The 24,391-nt window shown below is 55.8% G+C and carries 23 protein-coding genes; 17 read left to right on the top strand and 6 right to left on the bottom strand.

Annotated elements, in window-relative coordinates:
- The first annotated feature begins 119 nt into the window (after positions 1 to 119).
- From phoB to proY, 6 genes are all read left to right on the top strand, one after another.
- Positions 120 to 809, top strand: a complete 690-nt coding sequence (gene phoB, locus C1N58_RS13245) for a phosphate response regulator transcription factor PhoB (protein WP_014606457.1) — start codon at positions 120 to 122, stop codon at positions 807 to 809.
- 14 nt (positions 810 to 823) lie between these two features.
- Positions 824 to 2,143, top strand: a complete 1,320-nt coding sequence (gene phoR, locus C1N58_RS13240; protein ID WP_033738623.1) for a phosphate regulon sensor histidine kinase PhoR — start codon at positions 824 to 826, stop codon at positions 2,141 to 2,143.
- Between the two features lie 13 nt (positions 2,144 to 2,156).
- Entirely contained in the window at positions 2,157 to 3,077 is a 921-nt protein-coding gene (locus C1N58_RS13235; RefSeq protein WP_394564233.1) for a PstS family phosphate ABC transporter substrate-binding protein, read from the top strand.
- 279 nt (positions 3,078 to 3,356) lie between these two features.
- Positions 3,357 to 4,460 (top strand): cobalamin-independent methionine synthase II family protein, encoded by a 1,104-nt coding sequence (locus C1N58_RS13230; protein WP_039338488.1) that lies wholly within the window; start codon positions 3,357 to 3,359, stop codon positions 4,458 to 4,460.
- A 390-nt stretch (positions 4,461 to 4,850) separates the two neighbouring features.
- Positions 4,851 to 6,170 carry a branched-chain amino acid transport system II carrier protein gene (brnQ, locus tag C1N58_RS13225; RefSeq protein WP_006117572.1) on the top strand — a complete coding sequence of 440 codons (1,320 nt, stop codon included), beginning with the start codon at positions 4,851 to 4,853 and terminating at the stop codon, positions 6,168 to 6,170.
- Positions 6,171 to 6,240: 70 nt separating this feature from the next.
- Positions 6,241 to 7,593, top strand: coding sequence for a proline-specific permease ProY (gene proY, locus C1N58_RS13220; protein WP_006117571.1), 1,353 nt, complete (start codon positions 6,241 to 6,243; stop codon positions 7,591 to 7,593).
- A 167-nt stretch (positions 7,594 to 7,760) separates the two neighbouring features.
- Here the strand turns inward: proY and C1N58_RS13215 are convergent, their stop codons facing one another.
- From C1N58_RS13215 to C1N58_RS13205, 3 genes are all read right to left on the bottom strand, one after another.
- Positions 7,761 to 9,047: a histidine-type phosphatase gene (locus tag C1N58_RS13215; RefSeq protein ID WP_394564232.1), complete on the bottom strand. Its 1,287-nt coding sequence runs from the start codon at positions 9,045 to 9,047 to the stop codon at positions 7,761 to 7,763.
- Complete coding sequence (locus tag C1N58_RS13210; protein ID WP_205959243.1) at positions 9,047 to 9,862, bottom strand: inositol monophosphatase family protein; 816 nt, start codon at positions 9,860 to 9,862, stop codon at positions 9,047 to 9,049. The genes C1N58_RS13215 and C1N58_RS13210 overlap by 1 nt, the downstream gene beginning before the upstream one ends.
- Positions 9,863 to 10,064: 202 nt before the next feature.
- Positions 10,065 to 10,646, bottom strand: coding sequence for an acyl carrier protein phosphodiesterase (locus tag C1N58_RS13205; protein WP_006117568.1), 582 nt, complete (start codon positions 10,644 to 10,646; stop codon positions 10,065 to 10,067).
- A 101-nt stretch (positions 10,647 to 10,747) separates the two neighbouring features.
- Between C1N58_RS13205 and queA the strand changes: the two genes are divergently transcribed.
- From queA to secF, 5 genes are read left to right on the top strand one after another with little or no spacing between them, the layout of a single operon-like run.
- Positions 10,748 to 11,818 (top strand): tRNA preQ1(34) S-adenosylmethionine ribosyltransferase-isomerase QueA, encoded by a 1,071-nt coding sequence (gene queA / locus C1N58_RS13200; RefSeq protein WP_394564231.1) that lies wholly within the window; start codon positions 10,748 to 10,750, stop codon positions 11,816 to 11,818.
- Positions 11,819 to 11,862: 44 nt separating this feature from the next.
- Complete coding sequence (gene tgt, locus C1N58_RS13195; RefSeq protein WP_006117994.1) at positions 11,863 to 13,011, top strand: tRNA guanosine(34) transglycosylase Tgt; 1,149 nt, start codon at positions 11,863 to 11,865, stop codon at positions 13,009 to 13,011.
- Positions 13,011 to 13,343 carry a preprotein translocase subunit YajC gene (yajC, locus tag C1N58_RS13190; protein WP_006117993.1) on the top strand — a complete coding sequence of 111 codons (333 nt, stop codon included), beginning with the start codon at positions 13,011 to 13,013 and terminating at the stop codon, positions 13,341 to 13,343. The genes tgt and yajC overlap by 1 nt, the downstream gene beginning before the upstream one ends.
- 25 nt (positions 13,344 to 13,368) lie before the next feature.
- The gene (secD, locus tag C1N58_RS13185) at positions 13,369 to 15,216 is read left to right on the top strand and encodes a protein translocase subunit SecD (protein ID WP_072021736.1); all 1,848 of its coding nucleotides are present in this window, start codon (positions 13,369 to 13,371) and stop codon (positions 15,214 to 15,216) included.
- Positions 15,217 to 15,226: 10 nt separating this feature from the next.
- Complete coding sequence (secF, locus tag C1N58_RS13180) at positions 15,227 to 16,195, top strand: protein translocase subunit SecF (RefSeq protein WP_006117989.1); 969 nt, start codon at positions 15,227 to 15,229, stop codon at positions 16,193 to 16,195.
- A gap of 51 nt (positions 16,196 to 16,246) precedes the next feature.
- On the opposite strand, the gene C1N58_RS13175 is transcribed toward secF, so the two are convergent.
- Positions 16,247 to 16,795: a SadB/YajI family lipoprotein gene (locus tag C1N58_RS13175; protein ID WP_205952804.1), complete on the bottom strand. Its 549-nt coding sequence runs from the start codon at positions 16,793 to 16,795 to the stop codon at positions 16,247 to 16,249.
- A gap of 458 nt (positions 16,796 to 17,253) precedes the next feature.
- Here C1N58_RS13175 and nrdR point away from each other — a divergent pair, with 458 nt between their 5' ends.
- The 6 genes from nrdR (at position 17,254) to pgpA (ending at position 21,326) form a co-directional block, all read left to right on the top strand.
- On the top strand, positions 17,254 to 17,703 hold the full coding sequence (gene nrdR / locus C1N58_RS13170) for a transcriptional regulator NrdR (protein ID WP_006117986.1): 450 nt from the start codon (positions 17,254 to 17,256) through the stop codon (positions 17,701 to 17,703).
- Positions 17,704 to 17,706: 3 nt separating this feature from the next.
- Positions 17,707 to 18,810, top strand: a complete 1,104-nt coding sequence (ribD, locus tag C1N58_RS13165; RefSeq protein WP_394564230.1) for a bifunctional diaminohydroxyphosphoribosylaminopyrimidine deaminase/5-amino-6-(5-phosphoribosylamino)uracil reductase RibD — start codon at positions 17,707 to 17,709, stop codon at positions 18,808 to 18,810.
- A gap of 90 nt (positions 18,811 to 18,900) precedes the next feature.
- Positions 18,901 to 19,371 (top strand): 6,7-dimethyl-8-ribityllumazine synthase, encoded by a 471-nt coding sequence (ribE, locus tag C1N58_RS13160; protein WP_006117984.1) that lies wholly within the window; start codon positions 18,901 to 18,903, stop codon positions 19,369 to 19,371.
- A gap of 19 nt (positions 19,372 to 19,390) precedes the next feature.
- Positions 19,391 to 19,810, top strand: coding sequence for a transcription antitermination factor NusB (gene nusB, locus C1N58_RS13155; protein WP_006117983.1), 420 nt, complete (start codon positions 19,391 to 19,393; stop codon positions 19,808 to 19,810).
- Between the two features lie 54 nt (positions 19,811 to 19,864).
- A complete protein-coding gene (thiL, locus tag C1N58_RS13150; RefSeq protein WP_054634408.1) occupies positions 19,865 to 20,842 on the top strand; it encodes a thiamine-phosphate kinase in 978 nt (325 codons plus the stop codon).
- On the top strand, positions 20,829 to 21,326 hold the full coding sequence (gene pgpA, locus C1N58_RS13145; protein ID WP_054634407.1) for a phosphatidylglycerophosphatase A: 498 nt from the start codon (positions 20,829 to 20,831) through the stop codon (positions 21,324 to 21,326). Before thiL ends, pgpA begins: the two co-directional genes overlap by 14 nt.
- A gap of 134 nt (positions 21,327 to 21,460) precedes the next feature.
- On the opposite strand, the gene C1N58_RS13140 is transcribed toward pgpA, so the two are convergent.
- Both C1N58_RS13140 and dxs read right to left on the bottom strand, forming a co-directional pair.
- Complete coding sequence (locus C1N58_RS13140; RefSeq protein WP_054688075.1) at positions 21,461 to 22,435, bottom strand: aldo/keto reductase; 975 nt, start codon at positions 22,433 to 22,435, stop codon at positions 21,461 to 21,463.
- A 78-nt stretch (positions 22,436 to 22,513) separates the two neighbouring features.
- On the bottom strand, positions 22,514 to 24,379 hold the full coding sequence (gene dxs / locus C1N58_RS13135) for a 1-deoxy-D-xylulose-5-phosphate synthase (protein WP_039338477.1): 1,866 nt from the start codon (positions 24,377 to 24,379) through the stop codon (positions 22,514 to 22,516).
- Positions 24,380 to 24,391 lie beyond the last annotated feature (12 nt).

The raw sequence follows: 24,391 nt of genomic DNA, 5'->3' as shown, positions 1-24,391 counted from the left end.
TCATAAATGGTTGTTGCAGGCCGGTTTTTATGGCTAACTTTTTCATAAAAGTGTCACAAAACTGACGCATAATGGCGCCGCAAATATCAGTGAAAGCCGTCCTACCTGCAGGAGTCATAATGGCTAAGCGCATTTTAGTTGTGGAAGATGAAGCTCCAATCCGTGAGATGTTATGTTTCGTTCTGGAACAAAATGATTATCAGCCGATTGAGGCAGAAGATTATGACAGCGCCGTCAGTAAGCTGATTGAACCCTGGCCTGACCTTATCCTGCTGGACTGGATGTTACCTGGCGGCAGCGGCATTCAGTTTATCAAACACCTTAAACGTGAAGCGATGACGCGTGATATTCCGGTCATGATGCTGACCGCACGTGGCGAAGAGGAAGATCGCGTGCGTGGCCTGGAAGTCGGGGCCGACGACTACATTACCAAACCGTTTTCACCGAAAGAGCTGATGGCCCGTATCAAAGCTGTGATGCGTCGCATTTCGCCGATGGCGGTCGAAGATGTAATTGAAATGCAGGGCCTGAGCCTGGATCCCTCCTCGCACCGGGTGATGTCGGAAACCACGCCGCTGGAGATGGGGCCGACAGAGTACAAGCTGCTCCACTTCTTTATGACCCATCCTGAACGTGTTTACAGCCGTGAACAGCTACTGAATCACGTCTGGGGCACCAACGTCTATGTTGAAGATCGTACAGTTGACGTGCATATTCGCCGTCTGCGCAAAGCGCTGGAACTGACCGGTCACGATCGCATGGTACAAACCGTCCGCGGAACAGGTTATCGTTTCTCTGCCCGCTTTTAAACGGAGCTTTAACCGTGCTGGAACGCCTCTCATGGAAGCGATTATTGTCCGAACTGGTGCTGGCGTGTTTGCCTGCGCTGGTACTTGGCCTGTTGTTCGGCTATCTGCCGTGGCTGTTGTTACTCAGCGTAGTCGGTATTTTACTGTGGCATTTTTATAACCTGATGCGGCTGTCGCACTGGCTGTGGCTGGATCGCACGATGACCCCGCCTTCCGGTCAGGCAAGCTGGGAACCGCTGTTTTACGGTCTGTATCAAATGCAGCTGCGCAACCGACGTCGGCGGCGTGAGCTGGGTCATCTGATCAAACGGTTTCGCAGTGGTGCAGAGTCGCTGCCGGATGCCGTTATCCTGACAACGGAAGAGGGCACCATCTTCTGGTGCAATGGCCTGGCACAGCAGCACCTCGGGCTGCGCTGGCCCGAAGATAACGGGCAAAATATCCTTAATCTGCTGCGCTATCCTGAATTTTCACGTTATCTGCGCCAGCGCGATTTCGACAAGCCGCTGACGCTGGTGCTGAATAACCAGCATCACATGGAATTTCGTGTTATGCCCTACAGCGAAGGCCAGTGGTTGATGGTGGCCCGCGACGTGACGCAAATGCACCAGCTGGAAGGTGCACGACGCAACTTCTTCGCCAACGTCAGTCACGAACTTCGCACGCCGCTGACGGTGCTTCAGGGTTATCTGGAGATGATGAATGACTCAGTCATGAATCAACGTTCGCGTGACAAAGCGTTGCACACCATGTCAGAACAAACCCGCCGAATGGACAGCCTGGTGAAGCAGCTTCTGACGCTGTCGCGTATTGAGGCGGCCCCGGTCATCAATATGAAAGAAAAAGTTGATGTGCCGGTCATGTTGAAACTGCTGCAACATGAAGCGGAAACGCTGAGCGGCGGGCGACATCAAATCCATTTTCACACCGATCCGCATCTGAAAGTGTTTGGCAATGACGAGCAATTGCGCAGTGCCATCTCTAACCTGGTCTACAACGCGGTCAACCATACGCCAGACGGCACACGAATTGATATCAGTTGGTTACGCAGCAAGCAGGGCGCGGTATTTAAGGTCTGCGATAACGGTCCCGGTATTCCCGCTGAGCATATTCCGCGCCTGACCGAACGCTTTTATCGTGTAGACAAAGCGCGTTCACGTGCGACCGGCGGCAGCGGGCTGGGGCTGGCTATCGTCAAACATGCGTTGAGTCACCATAATGCCCGGCTGGAGATCACCAGCATCCCGCATCAGGAAACCTGTTTTACATTTACCCTGGCGCCAAGGTTGATTGTCAGTAACGGGATGCAGGAGAATGCCGTTCATCAATCGTGAACGGACCGGAACGATGCGCGCTTTTCTCTTGGTGTTCTTTTCGCTGTTGCCAGCCCTCGGGCAGGCGCAGCCCGTCATGCTGTCCGGAAATCTCAGTAGCGCCGGCTCCGACACGCTCGGCTACCTGATGACGTTATGGGGAAATGACTTTAGCCGTCAGGCGCCTGGCGTGAACGTTCAGGTTCAGGCTTCGGGGTCGTCTACTGCGCCCACTGCATTGACCGCCGGGGCCGTTCAACTGGGCGCGATGAGTCGTCCGATGCAGGCTGATGAGCGCCAGGCCTTTGAGGCACGCTATGGCTATCCGCCGCTGGCCGTGCCGGTGGCAATGGATGCGCTGGTCGTGGTGGTCAATCAACGTAACCCCCTGCGTGAAATCGATCCGCGTCAGCTCGATGCGGTTTTTTCCATCACCCGGCTTTGCGGCGCGCATCAGGTTCCACAACGCTGGGGTGACCTGGGACTGCGCCAGACAGAATGGCAGCAGCGTCCCATCCAGCGCTATGGCCGTAACTCCGCCTCGGGAACATGGGGCTTTTTCAAACAGCAGGCGCTGTGTCAGGGCGATTTCCGCAATGACGTGGCCGAGTTTCCCGGCTCTGCCGCCGTGGTACAGGCCGTAGCCGGTAATCCCCGCAGCATCGGCTATGCCAGTTTTGGTTTCCATCTGAGCGGCGTCAGGTTGCTGCCTGTGGTGACCAAAAACGGCGACGCGGTGGCACCGGATCCAGAGACTATCCGTACCGGCCGCTATCCATGGTCGCGTCCGCTTTATCTCTATGTGAATAAAGCGCCAGGTAAACCTTTACCGCCACTGGTCGATGCCTTTTTACGACAGGTGCTTTCCAGTCAGGGGCAACAGCGCGTCAGCGAGGCCGGGTATTTGCCGCTCTCTGCGGCGCAGATTGCTCAGGCTCGCGCTTCGCTCGAATAACGCCCACCTGCCCGTCAACAGACGCCGGTAGCGTCACCGTGAAACAGCCTGCCTCCGGACCCGTAAACCCCATCAGGCTGTCTGTGCTGCGGCCGCTGACAGAAAAGCCGACGGCGACGATGCAACATGAATTTTTTTCAGGCGACGTGAATTTTATTCGTTTGCCGCTGAGAGAACAGCATGTCACTCTGCATTTAGACGTTTAGCCATCTAGAAGGCTAAAATGACATTATGTAACTATTCCCGGCCGAAATTATCTGGCCGTGACAAGGAGTGATCATGCAAAGACAAACCGCCCCGTTTCGTGCCGACACCGTTGGCAGCTTTCTTCGTCCTGCCGCGATCAAACAGGCTCGCGAGAAATACCAGGCGGGGGAAATCAGCGCTGACGAGTTGCGTGAGGTTGAAAACGAAGCCATCCGTGATGTGGTGGCAAAACAGCGTGAAAACGGCCTCAAAGTGGTCACGGATGGGGAATTCCGTCGCGGCTGGTGGCATTTTGACTTTTTCTACGGCCTGAAAGGCGTGGAACATTTTGAAGCCGATCAGGGCATTCAGTTTAACGGCGTACAGACCAAAGCGCACGGTGTCAAAGTGACCGGCAAACTGGGGTTTGACGGGCATCCGATGCTGGATCATTTCCGCTTTTTGCAAGGCATCGCAGGGGATGCCGTGGCGAAAATGACGATTCCCAGTCCCAGCGTGCTGCATTTCCGTGGCGGACGTAAAGTGATCGACGCGGAGGTGTATCCCGATCTTGATGTGTACTTTGACGATCTGGCACAGACTTACAAAGACGCAATCGCCGCCTTTTATGCGGCAGGCTGCCGCTATCTGCAACTGGATGATACGGTGTGGGCGTACCTGTGCTCGGACGATCAAAAGCGTGAGATCCGCGAGCGCGGTGACGATCCTGAGCAGCTGGCCCGAACCTACGCCCGCGTGCTGAATAAAGCGCTGGAGGATAAACCGGCCGATCTGACCGTCGGTCTGCATGTCTGCCGCGGCAATTTCCGTTCGACCTGGATTTCAGAAGGCGGCTATGAACCTGTGGCCGAAATCCTGTTTGGCACTGTTAATGTCGATGCGTTTTTCCTGGAATATGATAACCACCGTTCCGGCGGTTTCGAACCGCTGCGTTTTATCCGGCCGGGTCATCAGCAGGCGGTGCTTGGTTTAATTACCACCAAGGTCGGCGAACTCGAAGACGTGGATCAGGTAAAAGCACGTTTACAGGAGGCGACGCAGTACCTCAGCCTTGACCAGATCTGCCTTAGTCCACAGTGTGGCTTTGCCTCAACGGAAGAGGGGAACAGCCTGACCGAAGCGGAACAGTGGCAGAAGATTCGTCTGGTTGTGGATGTGGCGAATCAGGTCTGGTAAGCGTCAAAAGTGCGCAGTGTGGCGCAATGTATGCGCCACTTGTGCATAAAAAGACGTCAGTATGCTGGTATTTCCCATGGCCTGTTTATTATTAAGGCACATCATCTGATGTGCTTGCTGCTAATATTGATGTGATCCACTAATTTTGACTTAAATCACGAAATAAGCCTCTGGTTTTCCGATCTCGTATTGCCTTTCTTCGCTATAAACGTTTTACTTACGGCCGTTGTCGATTTATCCCTCTGTGAACAGAAAAAAAGCAGCTCAAATCACCTGCGCTAAACCGGACGCTGCGCATAATGCGCTGCTGTCGTCTGATCAGCTGTTGTCATAGCGCAGCGAGGGGGCAACGCAAACTTATCTTTCATCGCAACATCAGTGACAGGCCGTATGACACATCGTTTAACCGTTAAAGACATTCTCGCGCTGGGCTTTATGACGTTTGCCCTGTTTGTTGGTGCGGGTAACATTATCTTTCCTCCTATGGTCGGTATTCAGTCAGGCGAACATGTCTGGGTGGCCGCTTTAGGGTTTCTGCTTACCGCTGTGGGATTACCCGTCATCACCGTCATTGCGCTGGCGCGCGTCGGCGGCGGGATTGACGCGCTGAGTACACCGATTGGTAAAATTGCCGGGGTGGTTCTGGCCACTGTCTGCTATCTGGCGGTGGGGCCACTCTTTGCCACGCCGCGCACCGCCACGGTGTCGTTTGAAGTCGGGATCGCGCCGATCACCGGCGACGGTGCACTGCCGTTGTTCATCTACAGCCTGATCTACTTTGTGCTGGTGATGGGCATTTCGCTCTATCCCGGCAAACTGCTGGATACGGTCGGGCATATTCTGGCACCGCTGAAAATTGCCGCCCTGACGCTGCTCGGCGTTGCCGCCCTGCTGTGGCCCGCAGGCGGCACCATTCCGGCCACCGCCGACTACCAGCGCGCTGCGTTTTCCAGCGGTTTCGTGAACGGCTATCTCACGATGGATACGCTGGGTGCCCTGGTATTCGGGATTGTGATTGTGAATGCGGCCCGTTCACGCGGTATTGATAACGCGGCACTGTTAACCCGTTATACGGTACTGGCGGGGATTATCGCGGGTGTAGGGCTGACGCTGGTCTACCTGAGCCTGTTTAAACTGGGCGCAGGAAGCGGGGCGCTGGTCGATCAAAATGCTAACGGCGCCGCGATTCTGCATGCCTACGTACAGCACACCTTTGGCGATATGGGCAGCTTCTTCCTTGCCGCGCTGATTTTTATTGCCTGTATGGTGACAGCCGTGGGCCTGACCTGTGCCTGCGCCGAGTTTTTTGCCCAGTATCTGCCGTTGTCATACAAAACGCTGGTGTTTGTGCTGGGGCTGTTCTCCATGGTGGTTTCCAACCTGGGGCTGAGTCATCTGATCCAGATCTCGATTCCGGTGCTGACCGCCATTTATCCGCCGTGCATCGTACTGGTTGTGCTGAGTTTTACCCAGAATATCTGGAACAAAAGCAGCCGAATCATTGCTCCGACTATGCTTGTCAGCCTGCTGTTTGGTATCCTTGACGCAATCAAAACCACCGGGTTTAAAGAGGCGTTACCCGCATTCAGCCAGCATCTGCCATTAGCCGACCAGGGGCTTGCCTGGTTGCCGCCCTCACTGGTGATGTTGCTGCTTGTGGCGTTGGTTGATCGGTTAAAAGGGCCGGAACAGGTGACAGTTCACTCGTAACGGCTAAGATTGATTCTTCTTTAACCACGGGCTTGCCCGTGGTTTTTTCATTTCACAGGTACAGGTTGTTATGCAAGAAACCAACAAGCTCAAACGCGGACTGAGCACGCGCCACATCCGTTTTATGGCGCTGGGATCGGCGATTGGCACCGGGCTGTTTTATGGCTCGGCGGACGCCATCAGGATGGCAGGACCGAGCGTTCTGCTCGCCTATATTATCGGCGGCGCGGTGGCGTACATTATCATGCGCGCGCTGGGAGAAATGTCCGTTAATAATCCCCAGGCCAGCTCGTTTTCTCGTTACGCGCAGGATTATCTTGGACCAATGGCTGGGTATATCACCGGCTGGACGTACTGCTTTGAAATTCTGATTGTGGCCATCGCCGACGTCACGGCATTTGGTATTTATATGGGTGTCTGGTTCCCGGAGGTGCCGCACTGGATCTGGGTACTGAGCGTCGTGCTGATCATCGGTGCGGTCAATCTGATGAGCGTGAAGGTGTTCGGCGAAGTGGAGTTCTGGTTCTCCTTCTTCAAAGTCGCCACCATTATTGTGATGATTCTGGCCGGATTTGGCATGATCATCTGGGGCATCGGTAACGGTGGCCAGCCGACCGGCATTCACAACCTGTGGACCAACGGCGGCTTTTTTGCCCACGGGATCGTTGGCATGCTGCTGTCACTTCAGATGGTGATGTTTGCTTACGGCGGGATAGAAATTATTGGCATCACGGCCGGTGAAGCTAAGGATCCGGCGACCTCCATCCCACGCGCCATTAATTCCGTGCCGATGCGTATTCTGGTGTTTTACGTTGGTACGCTGTTTGTCATCATGTCCCTCTATCCATGGAATCAGGTGGGCACCAACGGTAGCCCGTTTGTGCTGACCTTCCAGCATCTGGGTATTGCCGCTGCCGCTTCTATCCTCAACTTTGTGGTACTGACGGCCTCCCTGTCCGCGATTAACAGCGATGTGTTCGGTGTCGGGCGTATGCTGCACGGTATGGCGCAGCAGGGCCATGCGCCTAAAGTGTTTATGAAGGTGTCAGCACGCGGGATTCCGTGGGTCACGGTAGTAGTTATGATGTTTGCCATGCTGATTGCGGTCTGGCTCAACTACCTGATGCCCGAGAAAGTGTTCCTGGTCATTGCCTCTCTGGCCACCTTTGCCACCGTCTGGGTCTGGATTATGATTCTGCTGTCCCAGATTGCGTTTCGCCGCAAAATTGGTAAAGCGGCAGCCCGTCAACTGACATTTGCCCTCCCGGGCGGAAGCTGGACAGCCGGTTTCGGCGTAGCCTTTTTATGCTTTATCATCGGCCTGATCGGCTACTTTCCGGATACGCGCATCTCACTTTACGTGGGCATGGTGTGGATTGTGCTGTTGCTGCTGGGTTATAAGCTGGTGCGCAAGCCGTCCTGATTCCCGGCCGCGAAGGCGACTGACACGACGAAATAAAATCGGCGAAAGGATTCGCCGAAAACGTCACATAGCAAATGAAACAAACAGAGGGATGATTGACGAAACGATGCTAATGCAAAAGCGTACGTCGTTAAATAAGTTGCCGAAAAATAAGAGAAAGCCCACCGTTAACCCGACACGGGCGCTAATGCGTTCTGCGCGGGTAATATAAGGGATTCCGGAACGATCGCGCTGCGGTCCAGCTGTTGACCCAACGCGGCAATCGCATCCTGTAACGGGCACAGTGTACCCACGTCGGTGATATGGCAGCCGGCTTGCTGCCACTCCTGACGCAACAAAGGATGACGGTCATTAATGGGTTGTAACTGACGTAGCCCGTCCAGACTTTGTGCCTGAAAATAGACGCGCAGGTAGCGCTGATTGCTTTGCGTATCCCGCCAGCGCTCCATCACCAGGCTGCTTCCCGGCGGAATATTACCGCGCGTATAACCCGGCAGTTGCCATTCAAATCCCATCAGGCGGCGAACCATCGCGATATTCGTGTCATGGGCCACCAGCAGTACCCATCGTACATCGGGATCGTTCCCCTGAATGGCGTCGAGCATCCGCTGTAACAGAAGCGAGCCACGACGTTGCGCCATATAGAGCACATCATTGCTGAGATCATAACTGGCCGTCAGTAGGGGGAGCAGGGCGGTGATCTGTTGAGCGGAAGTGATGTGGCCCCACGCCAGCCTGGCGAACGGTAAGTTTTCGCTGTAGCCCAGGCGCAACGTCTCGACCATGGCGGCCAGCGTGCTTAAGCCTTCAACATAGACGCTGCCGCTTTGGGTCTGCTTTAACTGCCAGGGGCGATCAAAAAACGGGCACGCGCGATTAGCCGGACAGACCGCCTTTTTAAGCGCCTGAATGGCGGGCTGGAGCTGCTGCTGTCGCTGTGCTAAATCGCCCGCCACACGTCGCTTTTCTTCCATCTCTCGCTGCGGATCGATGCGGGCAAAGGGCAGTTTTTCCGTCTGAAAAAGCGGATCGACGTCGCCCGTGACGGTATGCACCGCCACGCCGCAGCCGGGAAATGCGCCATCCACCAACGCTTCGGCAGTGGCGCGCGTTCGCTGAAGAGGGCTGGCGCGTACGTAGAGTGCTGTCGCGTCCGGACAACCCGCGGGAAGTAATCCCAACTGGCGATAGTGATCGCCTTCCCAGCGCGCTTTATTCACCACCGCACTGTAGCCATGGCCCGTCAGCTCGCCGTCCGCTGTACTCCACCGGGGCCAGGGCTGTCCGGTTGCTGCCTCGGTCTCCTGGCGGTTGCCCGGCGTCGGCGGGCGCACCCCGTGTCGGCTGAGTTCGACCACTTTCTCTAACTGGTATTCTGGCGCCGCGTAAAGCGACCCCGCCGCGAACCATAACGCACAGAGCGCGACTACGCGCAGGGGGCTACAGGCAGACATTATTCATCCTCCAGTTCCTGGGACGCGAGAAGGGCTTTAATCTGTGGATAGATTACGGCATTCGCCAGCAAAACGGGATTGCCGTTTTTCAGGCCATCATTGCGCATATAGTCATTGGTGACGCCGCCCGCTTCCCGCATTAACACGATGCCCGGCAGGCTGTCCCAGGGATGCATATGGGCTTCGTAATAGCCAATCAGGCGACCGGCAGCGGCCCAGGCGCTGGTTAATGCACCGGAGCCGATGCGAATGAACATCCCGCCTTGTTTGAGTAGCGCATCAATAAGCTGCGTAACCTTTTCTCCCGGCACCCGGCTGGAATTACTGATGCCCAACAGCCCTTCGTTGAGGTGACGGGCCTGATGAACCTCAAGCCGGGTCTCATTAAGCCAGGCGCCCTGGCCTTTGCGGGCGTGAAACAGCTCCTGATGATTGGGATCGCAAACCACGCCCACCACCGGTTCACCTTCGCAGACGATGGCCAGCGAAACGCACCAGTTATGCAGACCATTGACGAAGCAGGCGGTGCCATCAATCGGATCGATGACCCATAAAATGCGGGCCTCGCCTGTTTCTCCACCGCTCTCTTCACCTAATACCGCATCCTCGGGATAGCGTTCTGCAATCAGTGATTTAATTAATTCTTCAACGTTACGGTCAGCTTCACTGACCACGTCCTGAAGGTCTCTTTTATGTTCCACCACCAGTTTTTGACGCTGTTGATACCATGACAAGGCGCGGCTTGCGGCGGCACGGGCGATTTCGCAGGCGTAGCGATAGCGCGCGTCAATTTCAGAATGCGAAGCGGATGACATGTTTCCCTCTTATGATTTTAAAACACATCGAATACAGGAAGCGCCTGAACAGGCGGTCTGACAGTGAGAGTAGCGCAAAGCATAGTTAAGCAAGGCTTATTAAGCCGTAGTGCGCCAGTAATGGCAATATCGTCGGTGTACTGTTTGCGTGCTTTTTCAGCGTTATCAGGTAAGCCGCGTCTTACCTGATAAAGAGGGTGAATCACAGCTGCCGGCTGGCGGCCAACTGCATCAGGCGGGGATAAAACTGAAAGAAACAGGCTTCAAAGGCCGGATAATGGGCGGTGAAGTCCTGGTAAGAGTCGCTGAGTGCCGCCAGCCTTGGCCGACGTCGGGCCATGCCATTCAGCACGCGTTCAAGGCGCAGGGGATCGGCGTAGTGTTCGAACCAGCGTTCTCGCCACATCACCGCATTCAGTTCTTTAAATTCCTCGGGCGTGGCGGCCAGTTGCGGAACGATTTCACGCTCGGCACGGGCCGTAAACGCTTGCAGCGTTTGTGACGGATGAACGCGATCCCAGTGGCGCGCCAGAAAATGGTCCCAGATGACATCCAGCGTGATGGGGGCGACGCGATAGGTCTCTGCCCGGAAAAGCTGGCGTGCCGCGCGCACTTCCGGCAGGGCATCGGTCATTACGTCCAGGCGACGATGCATCAGAATGCCGTCGGCCACCGGTTCAGGCCAGTGTTGGTGCGGCGCGCCGCGAACGAAATCTGCCATCAGATTGCCCAGCAAAGAGCTGTTGGCAAGATGGGCTAAGTGAAGATGCGCAAGAAAATTCATGCGGCATTATAAGCGCAACTCCGTTTACGCAGCCAGTTGTTCAGAATTGTTCGGTTTTCCGCTAAACTGTGCCGCCTGTTTTTCTGAGTAAGAAGTCTGTCATGCGTGTCGCCGATTTTGCTTTTGATTTGCCTGAATCTCTTATCGCCCATTATCCCCAGGCGCAACGAAGTGGTTGCCGCCTGCTGTCGCTGGATGGCCCAACCGGCGCGCTCACTCACGGCGTGTTTACGGATGTGCTGGATAAGCTCCAGCCCGGAGATCTGCTGGTGTTTAACAACACGCGCGTTATCCCGGCCAGGGTGTTCGGACGCAAGGCAAGCGGCGGCAAAATTGAGATGCTGGTCGAGCGCATGCTTGATGACAAGCGCGTGCTGGCGCATGTTCGCGCATCGAAAGCGCCGAAGCCTGGCGCAGCGCTGCTGCTGGGTGACGACGAGAGCGTGAAAGCCACTATGGTGGCGCGGCACGATGCGTTGTTCGAGATCGCCTTTGATGATGACCGCGACGTACTGGACATTCTTAATCGCGTCGGCCATATGCCGCTGCCGCCGTACATTGACCGCCCGGATGAAGAGGCGGATCGTGAGCTTTATCAAACGGTTTACAGCGCCCGACCCGGTGCCGTCGCCGCGCCCACGGCGGGGCTGCATTTTGATGAGCCGCTGTTGCAGGCGCTCAAAGATAAAGGCGTGGAAATGGCCTTTGTCACCTTGCACGTTGGGGCGGGCACGTTCCAACCGGTGCGCGTCGAGACGATTGAAGATCACCACATGCACGCGGAGTACGCGGAAGTCCCGCAGGATGTGGTAGACGCGGTGCTGGCCTGTAAGGCACGGGGGAATAAAGTGGTCGCCGTTGGCACCACCTCGGTACGTTCGCTGGAAAGCGCCGCCAAAGCCAGTCAGGATGCCCCGATTGCGCCGTTCTTCGACGATACCCAAATTTTTATCTATCCGGGCTACGAGTACCAGGTGATCGATGCGTTAATCACCAACTTCCATTTGCCGGAATCAACCCTGATTATGCTGGTCTCGGCCTTCGCCGGTTACCAGCACACCATGGCTGCTTATCGCGCTGCGGTGGCAGAAGAATACCGTTTCTTCAGCTACGGCGACGCGATGTTTATCAGCAAAAACCCCCAGGCGCCGCTGGAAAAAGTGGGCGCCTGATCTGTTTACTTTGAACATCGGACTGTTTCTCCGATGGAGGTCTTGTGAAATTTGAGCTTGATACCACAGACGGTCGCGCGCGTCGCGGGCGTCTGATTTTTGATCGTGGCGTGGTCGAAACCCCGGCGTTTATGCCCGTGGGCACCTATGGCACCGTAAAAGGCATGACGCCGGAAGAAGTGCAGGATACCGGCGCGCAAATTATTCTGGGCAATACTTTCCACCTCTGGCTGCGTCCCGGTCAGGAAATCATGAAGCTGCATGGCGATCTGCATGATTTTATGCAGTGGAAAGGCCCTATCCTGACGGACTCCGGCGGTTTCCAGGTCTTCAGCCTGGGCGACATTCGTAAAATCACCGAAGCGGGCGTTCACTTCCGTAACCCGATCAATGGCGATCAGATTTTCCTCGATCCAGAAAAATCCATGGAAATTCAGTACGATCTGGGCTCCGATATCGTCATGATCTTCGATGAGTGCACGCCGTACCCGGCCGACTGGGATTATGCGAAACGCTCAATGGAGATGTCGTTACGCTGGGCGCAGCGCAGCCGTGACCGCTTTGACAGCCTGGGCAACAAGAACGCGCTGTTCGGTATTATTCAGGGCTCGGTTTACGAAGATTTACGTGATGTGTCTGTGAAAGGTCTGGTAGAGATTGGCTTTGATGGGTACGCTGTGGGCGGCCTGGCGGTCGGTGAGCCGAAAGAGGACATGCACCGCATCCTGGAGCATGTTTGTCCGCAGATCCCTGAGGACAAACCGCGTTATTTAATGGGCGTGGGCAAACCTGAAGATCTGGTCGAAGGCGTGCGTCGCGGCGTGGACATGTTTGACTGTGTGATGCCAACGCGTAATGCACGTAATGGTCACTTATTTGTGACGGACGGCGTGGTAAAAATCCGCAATGCGAAGCATAAAGACGATGTGTCGCCGCTGGATGCCGAGTGTGATTGTTACACCTGTCGCAATTACAGCCGTGCTTACTTGCATCATCTTGATCGCTGTAACGAAATACTGGGCGCGCGTCTGAACACGATTCATAACCTGCGCTACTACCAGCGCCTGATGGCAGGTTTACGCCAGGCTATTGAAGAGGGTAAATTAGAGCGCTTTGTTACCGAGTTCTACCAACGGACGGGCAAAGCGGTTCCGCCTTTAACGTCTGATAATTCATCAATGAGGGAAATTTAATGAGCTTTTTCATTTCTGACGCTGTGGCTGCAGCAGGCGCACCGTCTCAGGGAAGTCCGTATTCTCTGGTGATCATGCTGGTCGTCTTTGGCCTGATTTTTTACTTCATGATCCTGCGCCCTCAGCAGAAACGCGCAAAAGAGCACAAGAAGCTGATGGATTCTATCTCCAAAGGTGATGAAGTGCTGACGAATGGTGGCCTGGTGGGGCGCGTAACCAAAGTGGCAGAAACCGGCTACATTGCGATTGCGCTAAACGACACTACCGAAGTGGTTATTAAACGTGATTTCGTGGCTGCCGTCCTGCCGAAAGGTTCTATGAAGGCGCTGTAATTTTTACTTCCCTAAGGGAACTGCCGTGTTAAATCGTTATCCTTTGTGGAAGTACATAATGCTGGTCGTGGTGCTTGTCATTGGCCTGGTATATGCACTTCCCAACCTTTATGGTGAGGATCCGGCTGTTCAAATCACTGGCGCGCGCGGAAGCGCCGCCAGTGAGCAAACGTTGGATCAAATTCAGAACGTATTAAAACAAGATAATATTCAGGCGAAGTCTGTTGCCCTGGAAAACGGGGCGATTACGGCGCGTTTTTCTAACACGGATGTGCAGTTGCGCGCCCGTGAAGCGATCATGAAAGCGCTGGGCGAAAACTATGTTGTGGCGCTGAATCTGGCTCCCGCAACGCCGCGCTGGCTTACCCTGCTGGCGGCGCAGCCAATGAAACTTGGCCTCGATCTGCGCGGTGGCGTGCACTTCCTGATGGAAGTGGATATGGACACTGCCCTGAGCAAACTGCAAGAGCAGAATGCGGACAGCCTGCGCAGCGACCTGCGCGAAAAGAATATCCCTTATACCAACGTCAGCAAGATTGCTAACTACGGCGTGGAAATCCGTTTCCGTGACGCAGCCAGCCGTGACGCTGCCGTGAAGTGGCTGTCATCCCGTCATCAGGATCTGGTGATCAGCAACAGCGGTAACGATGCTCTGCGAGCCACCATGACCGATGCTCGCCTCAGCGAAGCGCGCGAATATGCCGTTCAGCAGAACATCACTATCCTGCGTAATCGTGTGAACCAACTGGGTGTCGCGGAGCCGCTGGTGCAACGTCAGGGTTCTGACCGCATCGTGGTAGAACTGCCAGGTATTCAGGACACGGCGCGCGCCAAAGAAATTCTGGGCGCAACCGCGACGCTGGAGTTCCGTCTGGTCAATACCAGCGTTGATCCGACCGCCGCCGCCAATGGTCGCGTGCCGGGGGATTCCGAGGTCAAAGACATGCGTGACGGCCAGCCTGTCGTGCTGTACAAACGCGTGATTCTGACCGGTGACCACATTACCGATTCGACCTCCAGCATGGACGAATACAACCAGCCTCAGGTGAATATTTCACTCGATGGCGCGGGCGGTAATATCATGTCGAACTTCACCAAGGACAACATCGGTAAACCGATGGCGACCCTGTTTGTGGAGTACAAAGACAGCGGTAAGAAAGATGCGAATGGTCGCGCCATTCTGGTGAAACAGGAAGAGGTGATTAACGTCGCCAACATCCAGTCACGCCTGGGCAACAGCTTCCGCATCACCGGTATCAGCAACCCGAACGAAGCACGTCAGCTGTCACTGCTGCTGCGCGCCGGGGCCTTGATTGCGCCTATCCAGATTGTGGAAGAGCGGACAATCGGTCCGACAATGGGTCAGCAGAACATTACTCAGGGGCTGGAAGCCTGCCTGTGGGGCCTGGTCGCCTCCATCTTGTTTATGGTGCTGTACTACAAGAAAGTGGGCCTGATTGCGACCAGCGCACTGCTGGCAAACCTGGTGCTGATTGTCGGCATTATGTCGCTGTTACCGGGGGCCACGCTGACCATGCCAGGCATCGCCGGTATTGTGCTGACGCTGGCGGTGGCAGTCGATGCAAACGTCCTGATCAATGAACGTATCAAAGAAGAACTGCGCAACGGGCGTTCCGTACAGCAGGCAATTCATGAGGGCTACAAAGGTGCCTTCTCCAGTATTGTCGATGCGAACGTGACGACCCTGATTAAGGTGGTGATTCTGTATGCAATTGGTACGGGCTCCATTAAGGGCTTTGCGATTACAACGGCTATCGGTATTGCGACCTCCATGTTCACATCGATCGTCGGAACCCGCGCCATTATCAACCTGATGTACGGTGGCAAGCGCGTTAAGAAGCTGTCTATCTGAGGAGTGCGTTGTGGCACAGGAATATAACATTGAGCAGTTAAACCACGGCCGTAAAGTCGTTGACTTTATGCGCTGGGATACGCTGGCATTCATCATTTCGGGACTGTTAATCATCATCTCGATTGCCATTGTTGGCGTACGCGGTTTTAACTGGGGGCTCGATTTCACCGGCGGTACGGTCATTGAGATCAATCTGGAGAAACCGGCCGATCTCGACGCCATCCGCGGTGCGCTGGTGAAGTCCGGGTTCCAGGAACCGTTGATCCAGAATTTCGGTAGCAGCCGCGATGTGATGGTGCGCATGCCGCCGGTCACCGGGCCTGCGGGAACCGAGCTGGGTAATAAAGTGGTAACGGTTATCAACCAGACGACGCAGCAAAACGCGACGGTCAAACGTATCGAGTTTGTCGGACCGAGCGTGGGCAGCGATCTGGCGCAGGCCGGGGCGTTAGCCCTGCTGTCGGCACTGATTGCGATTCTGATTTATATCGGTATTCGCTTTGAGTGGCGTCTGGCACTGGGTACGGTTTTGGCGCTGGCGCATGACGTCATTATCACCTGTGGACTGCTGTCGCTGTTCCGGGTCGAGATTGACCTTACCATTGTGGCCTCGCTGATGTCGGTCATCGGTTACTCGCTGAACGATAAAATCGTGGTCTCGGACCGTATTCGTGAGAACTTCCGCAAGATCCGTCGCGGCTCCTCTTATGACATTACGAACGTGTCCCTGACGCAGACGTTAAGCCGTACCCTGATCACCTCGCTGACTACGCTGGCGATGATCCTGATCCTGTTCATCTTTGGTGGTGCGCTGCTGAAAGGCTTCTCACTGACCATGCTGATTGGTGTCACCATCGGTACCGTTTCGTCGATCTACGTTTCTTCAGCGCTGGCGCTGAAGCTGGGCATGAAACGCGAACATATGCTGGTACAGAAAGTGGAGAAAGAGGGCGCCGATCAGCCTTCGATCCTGCCGTAGTATTGGTACGATAAAAAAAGCCGCCAGCGTAATCTGGCGGCTTTTTTGTTTTCAGGGCCTGGACGTATCTGCGATCACCTGGTGAATTCGAACATAACCCAGTTGCTCCGGCGTCACATCCTTTAACCGTAATGGTACGGTGACCGAACTGCGTGGCGTCAGTGAAGCGGGAACGCTGAGGGTTTGCGTCAGGCTGTCGGCCTCAATTGGCTTACCGGTTGCGGGATCGAGCTGGCCCCAGACTACTGTCGCATGCATCCCGGGCAGCGGTGAATTGTCTTGTGTGCGAAGCGTCAGGTCAGCATGCGTACCGCCGGCCTCGGCCTCAATGCGTGCGAGCGACAGGCGCAGCGTGCCAGCCTGCGTTTGAAGTGCCACGGGCGTGTTTGCCTGCGGCAACAGCCATGCGCCCTGCTGTGAATGGGCGTTCAGCTGTCCCTGAATTTCAACCGCACTTGCCTGGCTGGTGAGTTGCTGCATCTGCTGATTAAGCTGACTGACTTCCCGGTGCAGTTGTTTCACCTGCGGCTGGGCTGGGGTGCTGCAACCACTTAGCAGAACCAGTGATAGGGCCGCGGGTGCCCAAACCATCCTGTTCATCATGTTTTTTTATCCTTTATTCAAATGACGTAATAACTGCCCCTTGTCGCGGGACGCATCAGCATCCGCTTATGGCGTTGAAGCCTGAACTGAAATCACGCCGATTACCTTAAGTGTGCTCTGAAATTGCCTTTCCCTGAGCGATAAAATGCCGTAGCCGCTGGCGTGCCGATTTCACCTCGCGTTACGCGTAATGATGCAAGGTGAAACAGGTTGATATCAGGCATCTGGCCAGCGCAGTGGCGCAGGTATCCGGTGATGCAGTACCCCGGATCGGCACTAAAGTGGCTACGTTCTCCGCTTTTTGCCCTGAGCGCTTTAAGCGTAGCGGGTTTTATGCGGGCGGGCATTTCCCATCCGGTCTGTGAAGCGGGCGGGGTAAAACACGGGAATCGATTTTGTTGACTTGCAGTTCGCGCTACACTGTACGGCCCATTTATCTCGTGTCAGGAAACGTCATGCATTGCCCATTCTGCTCCGCTGTAGACACAAAAGTGATTGATTCTCGTCTGGTCAGTGAGGGTTCGTCAGTGCGGCGCCGTCGTCAGTGTCTGGTGTGCCATGAGCGATTTACTACGTTTGAAGTCGCTGAGCTGGTCATGCCACGCGTGGTGAAAAGCAACGATGTGCGTGAACCTTTCAATGAAGACAAACTCGCCAGCGGCATGATGAAAGCGCTGGAGAAACGCCCGGTCAGTGCGGATGCCGTAGAGAGTGCGGTAAGCCATATCAAAACGCAGTTGCGTGCGACGGGGGAACGTGAAATTCCCAGCAAGCTGATCGGTAACCTTGTCATGGACGAGCTAAAAAAACTCGATAAAGTGGCCTATATTCGCTTTGCATCTGTTTATCGCAGCTTTGAGGACGTGCGTGATTTTGGCGAAGAGATTGCCAGATTACAGGATTAAATCATGACCGATGAACGTTATATGGCGCGCGCGCTGGAACTGGCGCGGCGCGGACGTTTTACTACCATGCCGAACCCCAATGTCGGTTGCGTCATTGTACGCGATGGCGACATTGTTGGCGAAGGCTGGCACCAGCGCGCCGGAGAACCGCATGCGGAAGTGCATGCCCTGCGCATGGCCGGTGCGCGTGCGCGTGGGGCGACAGCCTATGTGACGCTGGAGCCATGCAGTCATCACGGGCGCACGCCGCCGTGTTGCGACGCGCTTATTGAGGCCGGTGTAAAACGCGTCGTGGCCGCGATGCAGGATCCCAATCCGCAGGTCGCCGGACGGGGATTACATCGACTGCAGCAGGCGGGCATTGAAGTCAGCCACGGACTGATGATGCAGGAAGCGGAAGCCCTGAACCGGGGATTCCTGAAACGCATGCGGACCGGCTTCCCCTGGATACAGCTTAAACTGGGGGCATCACTGGATGGCCGCACCGCCATGGCGAGTGGCGAAAGCCAGTGGATCACCTCGCCGGCTGCCCGACGCGATGTCCAGCGTTTGCGAGCGCAGAGCGCCGCCATTCTCAGCAGCAGCGCAACGGTGCTGGCCGACGATCCTTCCCTGACCGTACGCTGGGCCGAACTGGACAGCGACAGTCAGCGCCTGATCGATGCGCAGACCTTACGCCAGCCGGTACGCGTCATCGTCGACAGCCAGAATCGCGTAACACCGCAGCACAAACTTATAGAACAATTGGGCGAAACCTGGCTGATGCGACAGCAGGCCGACACTCAGCGCTGGCCTGACTCGGTGACGCAAATTCCGGTTCCTTTACGCGGCAGCCAACTGGATTTAGTGGCGCTGATGATGGTGCTGGGCCAGCGCCAGATTAACAGCGTCTGGGTTGAAGCCGGTGCCACGCTGGCAGGGGCACTGCTTCAGGCCGGTCTGGTTGACGAACTCATTGTGTATGTGGCACCGAAATTACTGGGTAATGACGCGCGCGGTTTGTGTCAGCTTACGGGGCTGACGCAGTTGGCTGACGCGCCGGTTTTTGCCTTCAGCGACGTGCGTCAGGTCGGCAGCGATCTCCGTCTGACCCTGATACCGCAATAACAGAGGCGGAAAAGCGAGAGCACGCCGCCAAAGAGTATGTTAGAATCCGCCCCCCTGCGCGGGGCTAAACAAACCCCTGAAAGGATATGTATGAAAGTTATCGAAGCTGCCGTTGCAACGCCAGAGGCAAAAATTGCCATCGTTATCGCGCGTTTTAACAACTTTATCAACGAGAGCCTGTTAGACGGCGCTGTGGATGCCCTGAAGCGTATCGGCCAGGTCAACGATGACAATATCACTGTCGTCTGGGTACCGGGTGCTTACGAACTGCCGCTGGCCGCGCGTGCGCTGGCTAAAACCGGCAAACATGATGCCGTGATTGCGCTGGGTACCGTGATTCGTGGTGGCACGGCGCACTTCGAATACGTCGCGGGTGAAGCCAGCTCGGGCATTGCCAGTGTTGCCATGGACAGCGATATTCCTGTGGCATTCGGCGTACTGACAACCGAAAATATCGAGCAGGCCATTGAGCGTGCTGGAACCAAAGCGGGTAACAAAGGTGCCGAAGCGGCCCTGACCGCACTTGAAATGATCAACGTATTGAAAGCCATTAAAGCCTGATTTTTGTAAGGGGAATTTTGTGAAACCTGCTGCTCGTCGTCGCGCCCGTGAGTGCGCTGTCCAGGCGCTTTACTCCTGGCAGTTGTCTAACAACGACATTGCCGATGTGGAATACCAGTTTCTGGCGGAACAGGACGTTAAAGACGTCGATATTACTTATTTCCGCGAACTGCTGGCCGGTGTGGCGACCAACAGCGCGTACCTGGATGGATTGATGCAACCCTATCTGTCGCGCCAGTTAGAAGAACTGGGGCAGGTGGAAAAAGCCATTCTGCGTGTGTCGCTGTATGAACTGAGCAAGCGTTCTGATGTGCCTTATAAAGTGGCCATCAACGAAGGTATCGAACTGGCGAAAGTATTTGGCGCTGAAGACAGCCATAAATTTGTCAACGGTGTGCTGGATAAAGCCGGTCCGCAAATTCGACCCCAACGCAAATAATCAATAAGGCCGGCTTGCCGGCCTTTTTCATTAATGGTTAAGCGGAACGCAATTATGTCATGTGGTGAATTTGAACTCATCGCACGCTACTTCAATCGCAGAACGCGTAGCCGCCGTGATGTCGAACTCGGCATCGGCGACGATTGCGCGCTGCTGAGCGTGCCCGAAAAGCAAACGCTGGCGGTCAGCACCGATACGCTGGTTTCCGGTATCCACTTCCTGCCCACGATCCATCCTGCAGATTTAGCCTATAAATCACTGGCGGTGAATCTGAGCGATTTGGCCGCGATGGGTGCCGATCCTGCCTGGCTAACCCTGGCGCTGACCTTGCCGGATGTGAATGAAAGCTGGCTGAGCAGCTTCAGCGAAAGCCTGTTTGACCTGCTGGAATATTACGATATGCAGCTGGTGGGGGGAGACACGACGCGGGGGCCTCTCAGCCTGACGCTGGGTATTCATGGGCTGATTCCTCACGGCAAAGCGTTAAAGCGTTCGGGCGCAAAACCCGGCGACTGGATCTATGTCACCGGTACATTGGGCGACAGCGCGGCCGGGCTGGCGTTGCTGCAGCATCACTGCCGCATTGACGATCCGGCCATTCATGAAGCCCTGATTAAACGTCACCTGCGGCCCATGCCGCGCGTGTTACAGGGGCAGTCACTGCGTTCGCTGGCCTCTTCCGCTATCGATATCTCAGACGGGCTGATTTCTGATATAGGTCATGTGCTGAAAGCCAGCGGCTGCGGGGCACGTATCAACCTTGACGCGCTTCCGCTGTCCCCGGCACTGCGTGACAATTTTGATGCGTCACAGGTGCTGCGCTGGGCGCTCAGCGGCGGCGAAGACTATGAGCTGTGCTTCAGTGTGCCGGAAGTGAATCGGGGTGCACTGGACGTGGCGCTGGGACATCTTGGCGTGCCTTATACCTGTATTGGGCAGATGGCGCCCGAGTCAGAAGGATTGTCACTGCTCGAAAACGGCAAACCGACAGATGTGCGTTTTAAAGGATTCGACCATTTTGACATCAGATAAACATATCGCCAAAGGTCGTCTGCGGATGCGTAATCCCTGGCATTTACTGGCGACCGGTTTTGGCAGTGGGCTCAGCCCGGTTATGCCTGGTACAGTGGGATCGCTGGCCGCGATTCCTTTTTGGTGTCTGCTGACCTTGCTTCCGCACGATCTGTATTCGCTGGCGGTGCTGCTAGGCATCAGCGTGGGCGTGTACCTTTGCCATCGCACCGCCAAAGACATGGGCGTTCACGATCACGGCAGCATTGTCTGGGATGAGTTTATCGGGATGTGGATTACGCTGATGGCCATTCCGGTGAACAGCTGGCAGTGGGTGGTGGCCGGTTTTGTGCTGTTCCGCGTGCTGGATATCTGGAAGCCCTGGCCGATTCGCTGGTTCGACCGTAACGTGCATGGCGGCATGGGCATTATGGTCGATGACATTATTGCGGGCATTATTGCTGCAGCCATCCTTTATGGTGCCGGGGTTTATCTCGCCGGTTAAGCGTTCGTCCTGCGCCCCTTATCATCACCGTTTTGCAACCGTAGCCGAAATACCGGCGTACGGTTGTCTCACCATTATCCTCTCCCGGCCGGGCCGAATGAGCGCGTCACGCCTGTGAACACGCTGCGTTGGTATCACTGATAGCCGGTGGCCGGGTGAGGCTGATATTCACTTTCCAGGGCGACAATATCCTGCGTTGTCAGGTCAACGTTCACGGCTTCCACCAGCTCAGCAAACTGCTCTGCGCGAGAGGCGCCAATGATGGGCGCTGTCACCACCGGTTTGCTCAGTAACCACGCCAGTGCGACCTGCGCTCGCGTTACGCCTTTGTCGGCTGCTACCTGCGCCAGGCGCGCCGCAATCGCCGCATCGTTTTCCTCCGTTGAAGCATAGAGCGTGCTCATCACCTCATCAGAAACGGAGCGGGCGGTGGTTTCGCCCCATGGCCGGGTGAGCTTACCGCGTGCCAGTGGACTCCATGGCAGGACCGCAACATTTTCACGCTGGCACAGCGGGTGCATCTCACGTTCTTCTTCGCGCTGAATCAGGTTGTACTGATCCTGCATGCTGACGAAGCGTGCCCAGCCCTGTTCTGCCTGCATGGTTAAGGCCTGTGCAAACTGACTGGCGTGCATGGATGAGGCGCCGATATAACGTGCTTTGCCGGATTTCACCACCTCATCAAGTGCCGACAGGGTTTCTTCGAGCGGCGTGTCATAGTCCCAGCGGTGAATCTGCAGCAGATCGACATACTCCATGCCCAGCCGTTGCAGGCTGTCATCAATGGATTGCAGAATGTTTTTACGGGACAGGCCTTGTGACAGGTTACTCAGCGGGAAATAGACTTTGGTGGCGACCACGACCTCCTCGCGGCGGGCGAAATCCCTGAGCGCTCGCCCCAGAATCTCCTCACTACTGCCGTCTGAATAGCTGTTAGCGGTGTCGAAGAAATTAATCCCGGCCTCCAGCGCCTGCCTGATAAGCGGTCGGCTGCTCTCTTCGGGCAGTGTCCAGGCATGTTTACCGCGGGTGGGCTCACCAAATGTCATACAGCCCAGGCAGAGCTGGGAAACTTTTAAATCAGTATTCGCGAGTGGAACGGTTTTCATCATGACTCCTGCTATGTCCTTCCAGGGGAATTAAGCATAGCAGGAATACCGCTCTCCGCAGAGAGCGGGGGAGGGGAACTACTGCGCCAGCCAGTGACTGATTTGCTGCTGAATACCGTCTGCGTCCAGGTGGTAGTCGTGACGCATCTCTTCCTGCGTGCCCGGGGGAATGAACTCGTCAGGCAGGCCAATATTGAGAACGGGAATGCCCAGACGTTTCGCCATCACGAACTCGTTGACGCCGCTGCCTGCGCCGCCCTTAATCGCGCCTTCTTCCAGCGTAATCAACGACTCATGCTGTGCGGCCAGTTCGGTAATTAACGCTTCATCCAGCGGTTTAACAAAACGCATATCCACCAGAGTGGCGTTCAGCGCTTCGGCAACGTGGCTGGCTTCAGGCAGCAGTGTACCGAAGTTAAGGATCGCCAGCTTTTCGCCCCGACGTTTAACCACACCTTTGCCCAGCGGCAGGCTTTGCAGTGGCGTCAGAGCAACGCCAGTGCCGGTTCCGCGTGGATAACGCACGGCAGCCGGACCTGCCTGATAGTGATAGCCGGTATAAAGCATCTGGCGGCATTCGTCCTCATCGCTCGGCGTCATGATGACCATATCCGGAATGCAGCGCAGATAGGCGAGATCAAAGGCACCCTGATGCGTCTGGCCGTCGGCCCCAACGATGCCGCCACGGTCAATCGCGAACAGGACCGGAAGCTTCTGAATCGCGACATCGTGAATAACCTGATCGTAGGCGCGCTGCAGGAAGGTGGAGTAAATCGCAACAACCGGTTTATAGCCCCCAATGGCCAGGCCCGCCGCAAAGGTCACGGCGTGCTGTTCGGCAATGGCAACGTCAAAATACTGGTTGGGATACTTGCGGGAGAATCCTACCATACCCGACCCTTCGCGCATGGCGGGCGTAATCGCCATCAGCTTCGCGTCGTCAGCCGCCGTTTCGCACAGCCAGTTACCGAAGATCTTCGAATAACTCGGCAATCCTTCGGCGCTCTTAGGCAGTTCGCCGCTGGCGACATCAAATTTGGGCACCGCATGCCAGGCGATCGGATCCTGCTCTGCCGGGGCATAACCTTTACCCTTTTTCGTCATAATATGCAGGAACTGCGGGCCTTTCAGGCTACGCATATTCGTCAGCGTATTCACCAGCGTCAGGACATCATGACCATCGACCGGCCCGATGTAATTGAACCCCAGTTCTTCAAACAGGGTGCCCGGTACCACCATGCCTTTCAGGTGTTCTTCGGTGCGTTTTACCAACTCTTTAATCGGCGGCAGGCCGGTCAGTACGCGCTTGCCTCCTTCGCGCAGACGCGCGTAGGTCTTACCCGATAAAATCTGTGCCAGGCGGTTATTCAGCGCCCCGACGTTTTCAGAAATCGACATTTCGTTGTCGTTCAGGATAACCAGCATATCGGGTTTAATATCGCCCGCGTGGTTCATGGCCTCAAAGGCCATGCCTGCGGTGATGGCACCGTCGCCGATAATACAGGCGGTACGGCGCCCTTTACCTTCCCGTTCGGCCGCAGCAGCCATGCCCAGCCCGGCACTGATGGAGGTAGAGGAGTGACCGACGCTCAGGACGTCGTATTCACTTTCTCCCCGCCACGGAAAGGGGTGCACGCCATTCTTTTGCCGAATCGATCCGATGCGATCGCGGCGGCCGGTTAAAATTTTATGCGGATAAGCCTGATGACCGACGTCCCACACGAGGTGGTCGAACGGTGTGTTATAGACGTAATGCAGCGCCACCGTCAGCTCGACCACGCCCAGGCCCGACGCAAAATGGCCGCTTGAGCGGCTCACGCTGTCTAATAAATACTGGCGCAGCTCATTGCAGAGCGCAGGCAATTTTTCTTTAGGCAGGGCACGCAGTGCCTGTACCGTTTCTGCCTGCGCCAGTGTCGGGTATTTTGTAGTATCAAAACTCATCAGTGACTCATC

It is taken from the genome of Pantoea sp. SGAir0180, assembly GCF_043546245.1.
This window is presented reverse-complemented; position numbering and strand designations above follow the sequence as displayed.

Excerpts from the sequence above, each read along its gene's own strand:
- phoB (WP_014606457.1), top strand. The coding sequence starts at position 120 with ATGGCTAAGCGCATTTTAGTTGTGGAAGATGAAGCTCCAATCCGTGAG.
- C1N58_RS13235 (WP_394564233.1), top strand. The coding sequence starts at position 2,157 with ATGCGCGCTTTTCTCTTGGTGTTCTTTTCGCTGTTGCCAGCCCTCGGG.
- C1N58_RS13230 (WP_039338488.1), top strand. The coding sequence starts at position 3,357 with ATGCAAAGACAAACCGCCCCGTTTCGTGCCGACACCGTTGGCAGCTTT.
- brnQ (WP_006117572.1), top strand. The coding sequence starts at position 4,851 with ATGACACATCGTTTAACCGTTAAAGACATTCTCGCGCTGGGCTTTATG.
- proY (WP_006117571.1), top strand. The coding sequence starts at position 6,241 with ATGCAAGAAACCAACAAGCTCAAACGCGGACTGAGCACGCGCCACATC.
- C1N58_RS13215 (WP_394564232.1), bottom strand. The coding sequence starts at position 9,047 with ATGTCTGCCTGTAGCCCCCTGCGCGTAGTCGCGCTCTGTGCGTTATGG.
- C1N58_RS13210 (WP_205959243.1), bottom strand. The coding sequence starts at position 9,862 with ATGTCATCCGCTTCGCATTCTGAAATTGACGCGCGCTATCGCTACGCC.
- C1N58_RS13205 (WP_006117568.1), bottom strand. The coding sequence starts at position 10,646 with ATGAATTTTCTTGCGCATCTTCACTTAGCCCATCTTGCCAACAGCTCT.
- queA (WP_394564231.1), top strand. The coding sequence starts at position 10,748 with ATGCGTGTCGCCGATTTTGCTTTTGATTTGCCTGAATCTCTTATCGCC.
- yajC (WP_006117993.1), top strand. The coding sequence starts at position 13,011 with ATGAGCTTTTTCATTTCTGACGCTGTGGCTGCAGCAGGCGCACCGTCT.
- C1N58_RS13175 (WP_205952804.1), bottom strand. The coding sequence starts at position 16,795 with ATGAACAGGATGGTTTGGGCACCCGCGGCCCTATCACTGGTTCTGCTA.
- nrdR (WP_006117986.1), top strand. The coding sequence starts at position 17,254 with ATGCATTGCCCATTCTGCTCCGCTGTAGACACAAAAGTGATTGATTCT.
- ribD (WP_394564230.1), top strand. The coding sequence starts at position 17,707 with ATGACCGATGAACGTTATATGGCGCGCGCGCTGGAACTGGCGCGGCGC.
- ribE (WP_006117984.1), top strand. The coding sequence starts at position 18,901 with ATGAAAGTTATCGAAGCTGCCGTTGCAACGCCAGAGGCAAAAATTGCC.
- thiL (WP_054634408.1), top strand. The coding sequence starts at position 19,865 with ATGTCATGTGGTGAATTTGAACTCATCGCACGCTACTTCAATCGCAGA.
- C1N58_RS13140 (WP_054688075.1), bottom strand. The coding sequence starts at position 22,435 with ATGAAAACCGTTCCACTCGCGAATACTGATTTAAAAGTTTCCCAGCTC.
- dxs (WP_039338477.1), bottom strand. The coding sequence starts at position 24,379 with ATGAGTTTTGATACTACAAAATACCCGACACTGGCGCAGGCAGAAACG.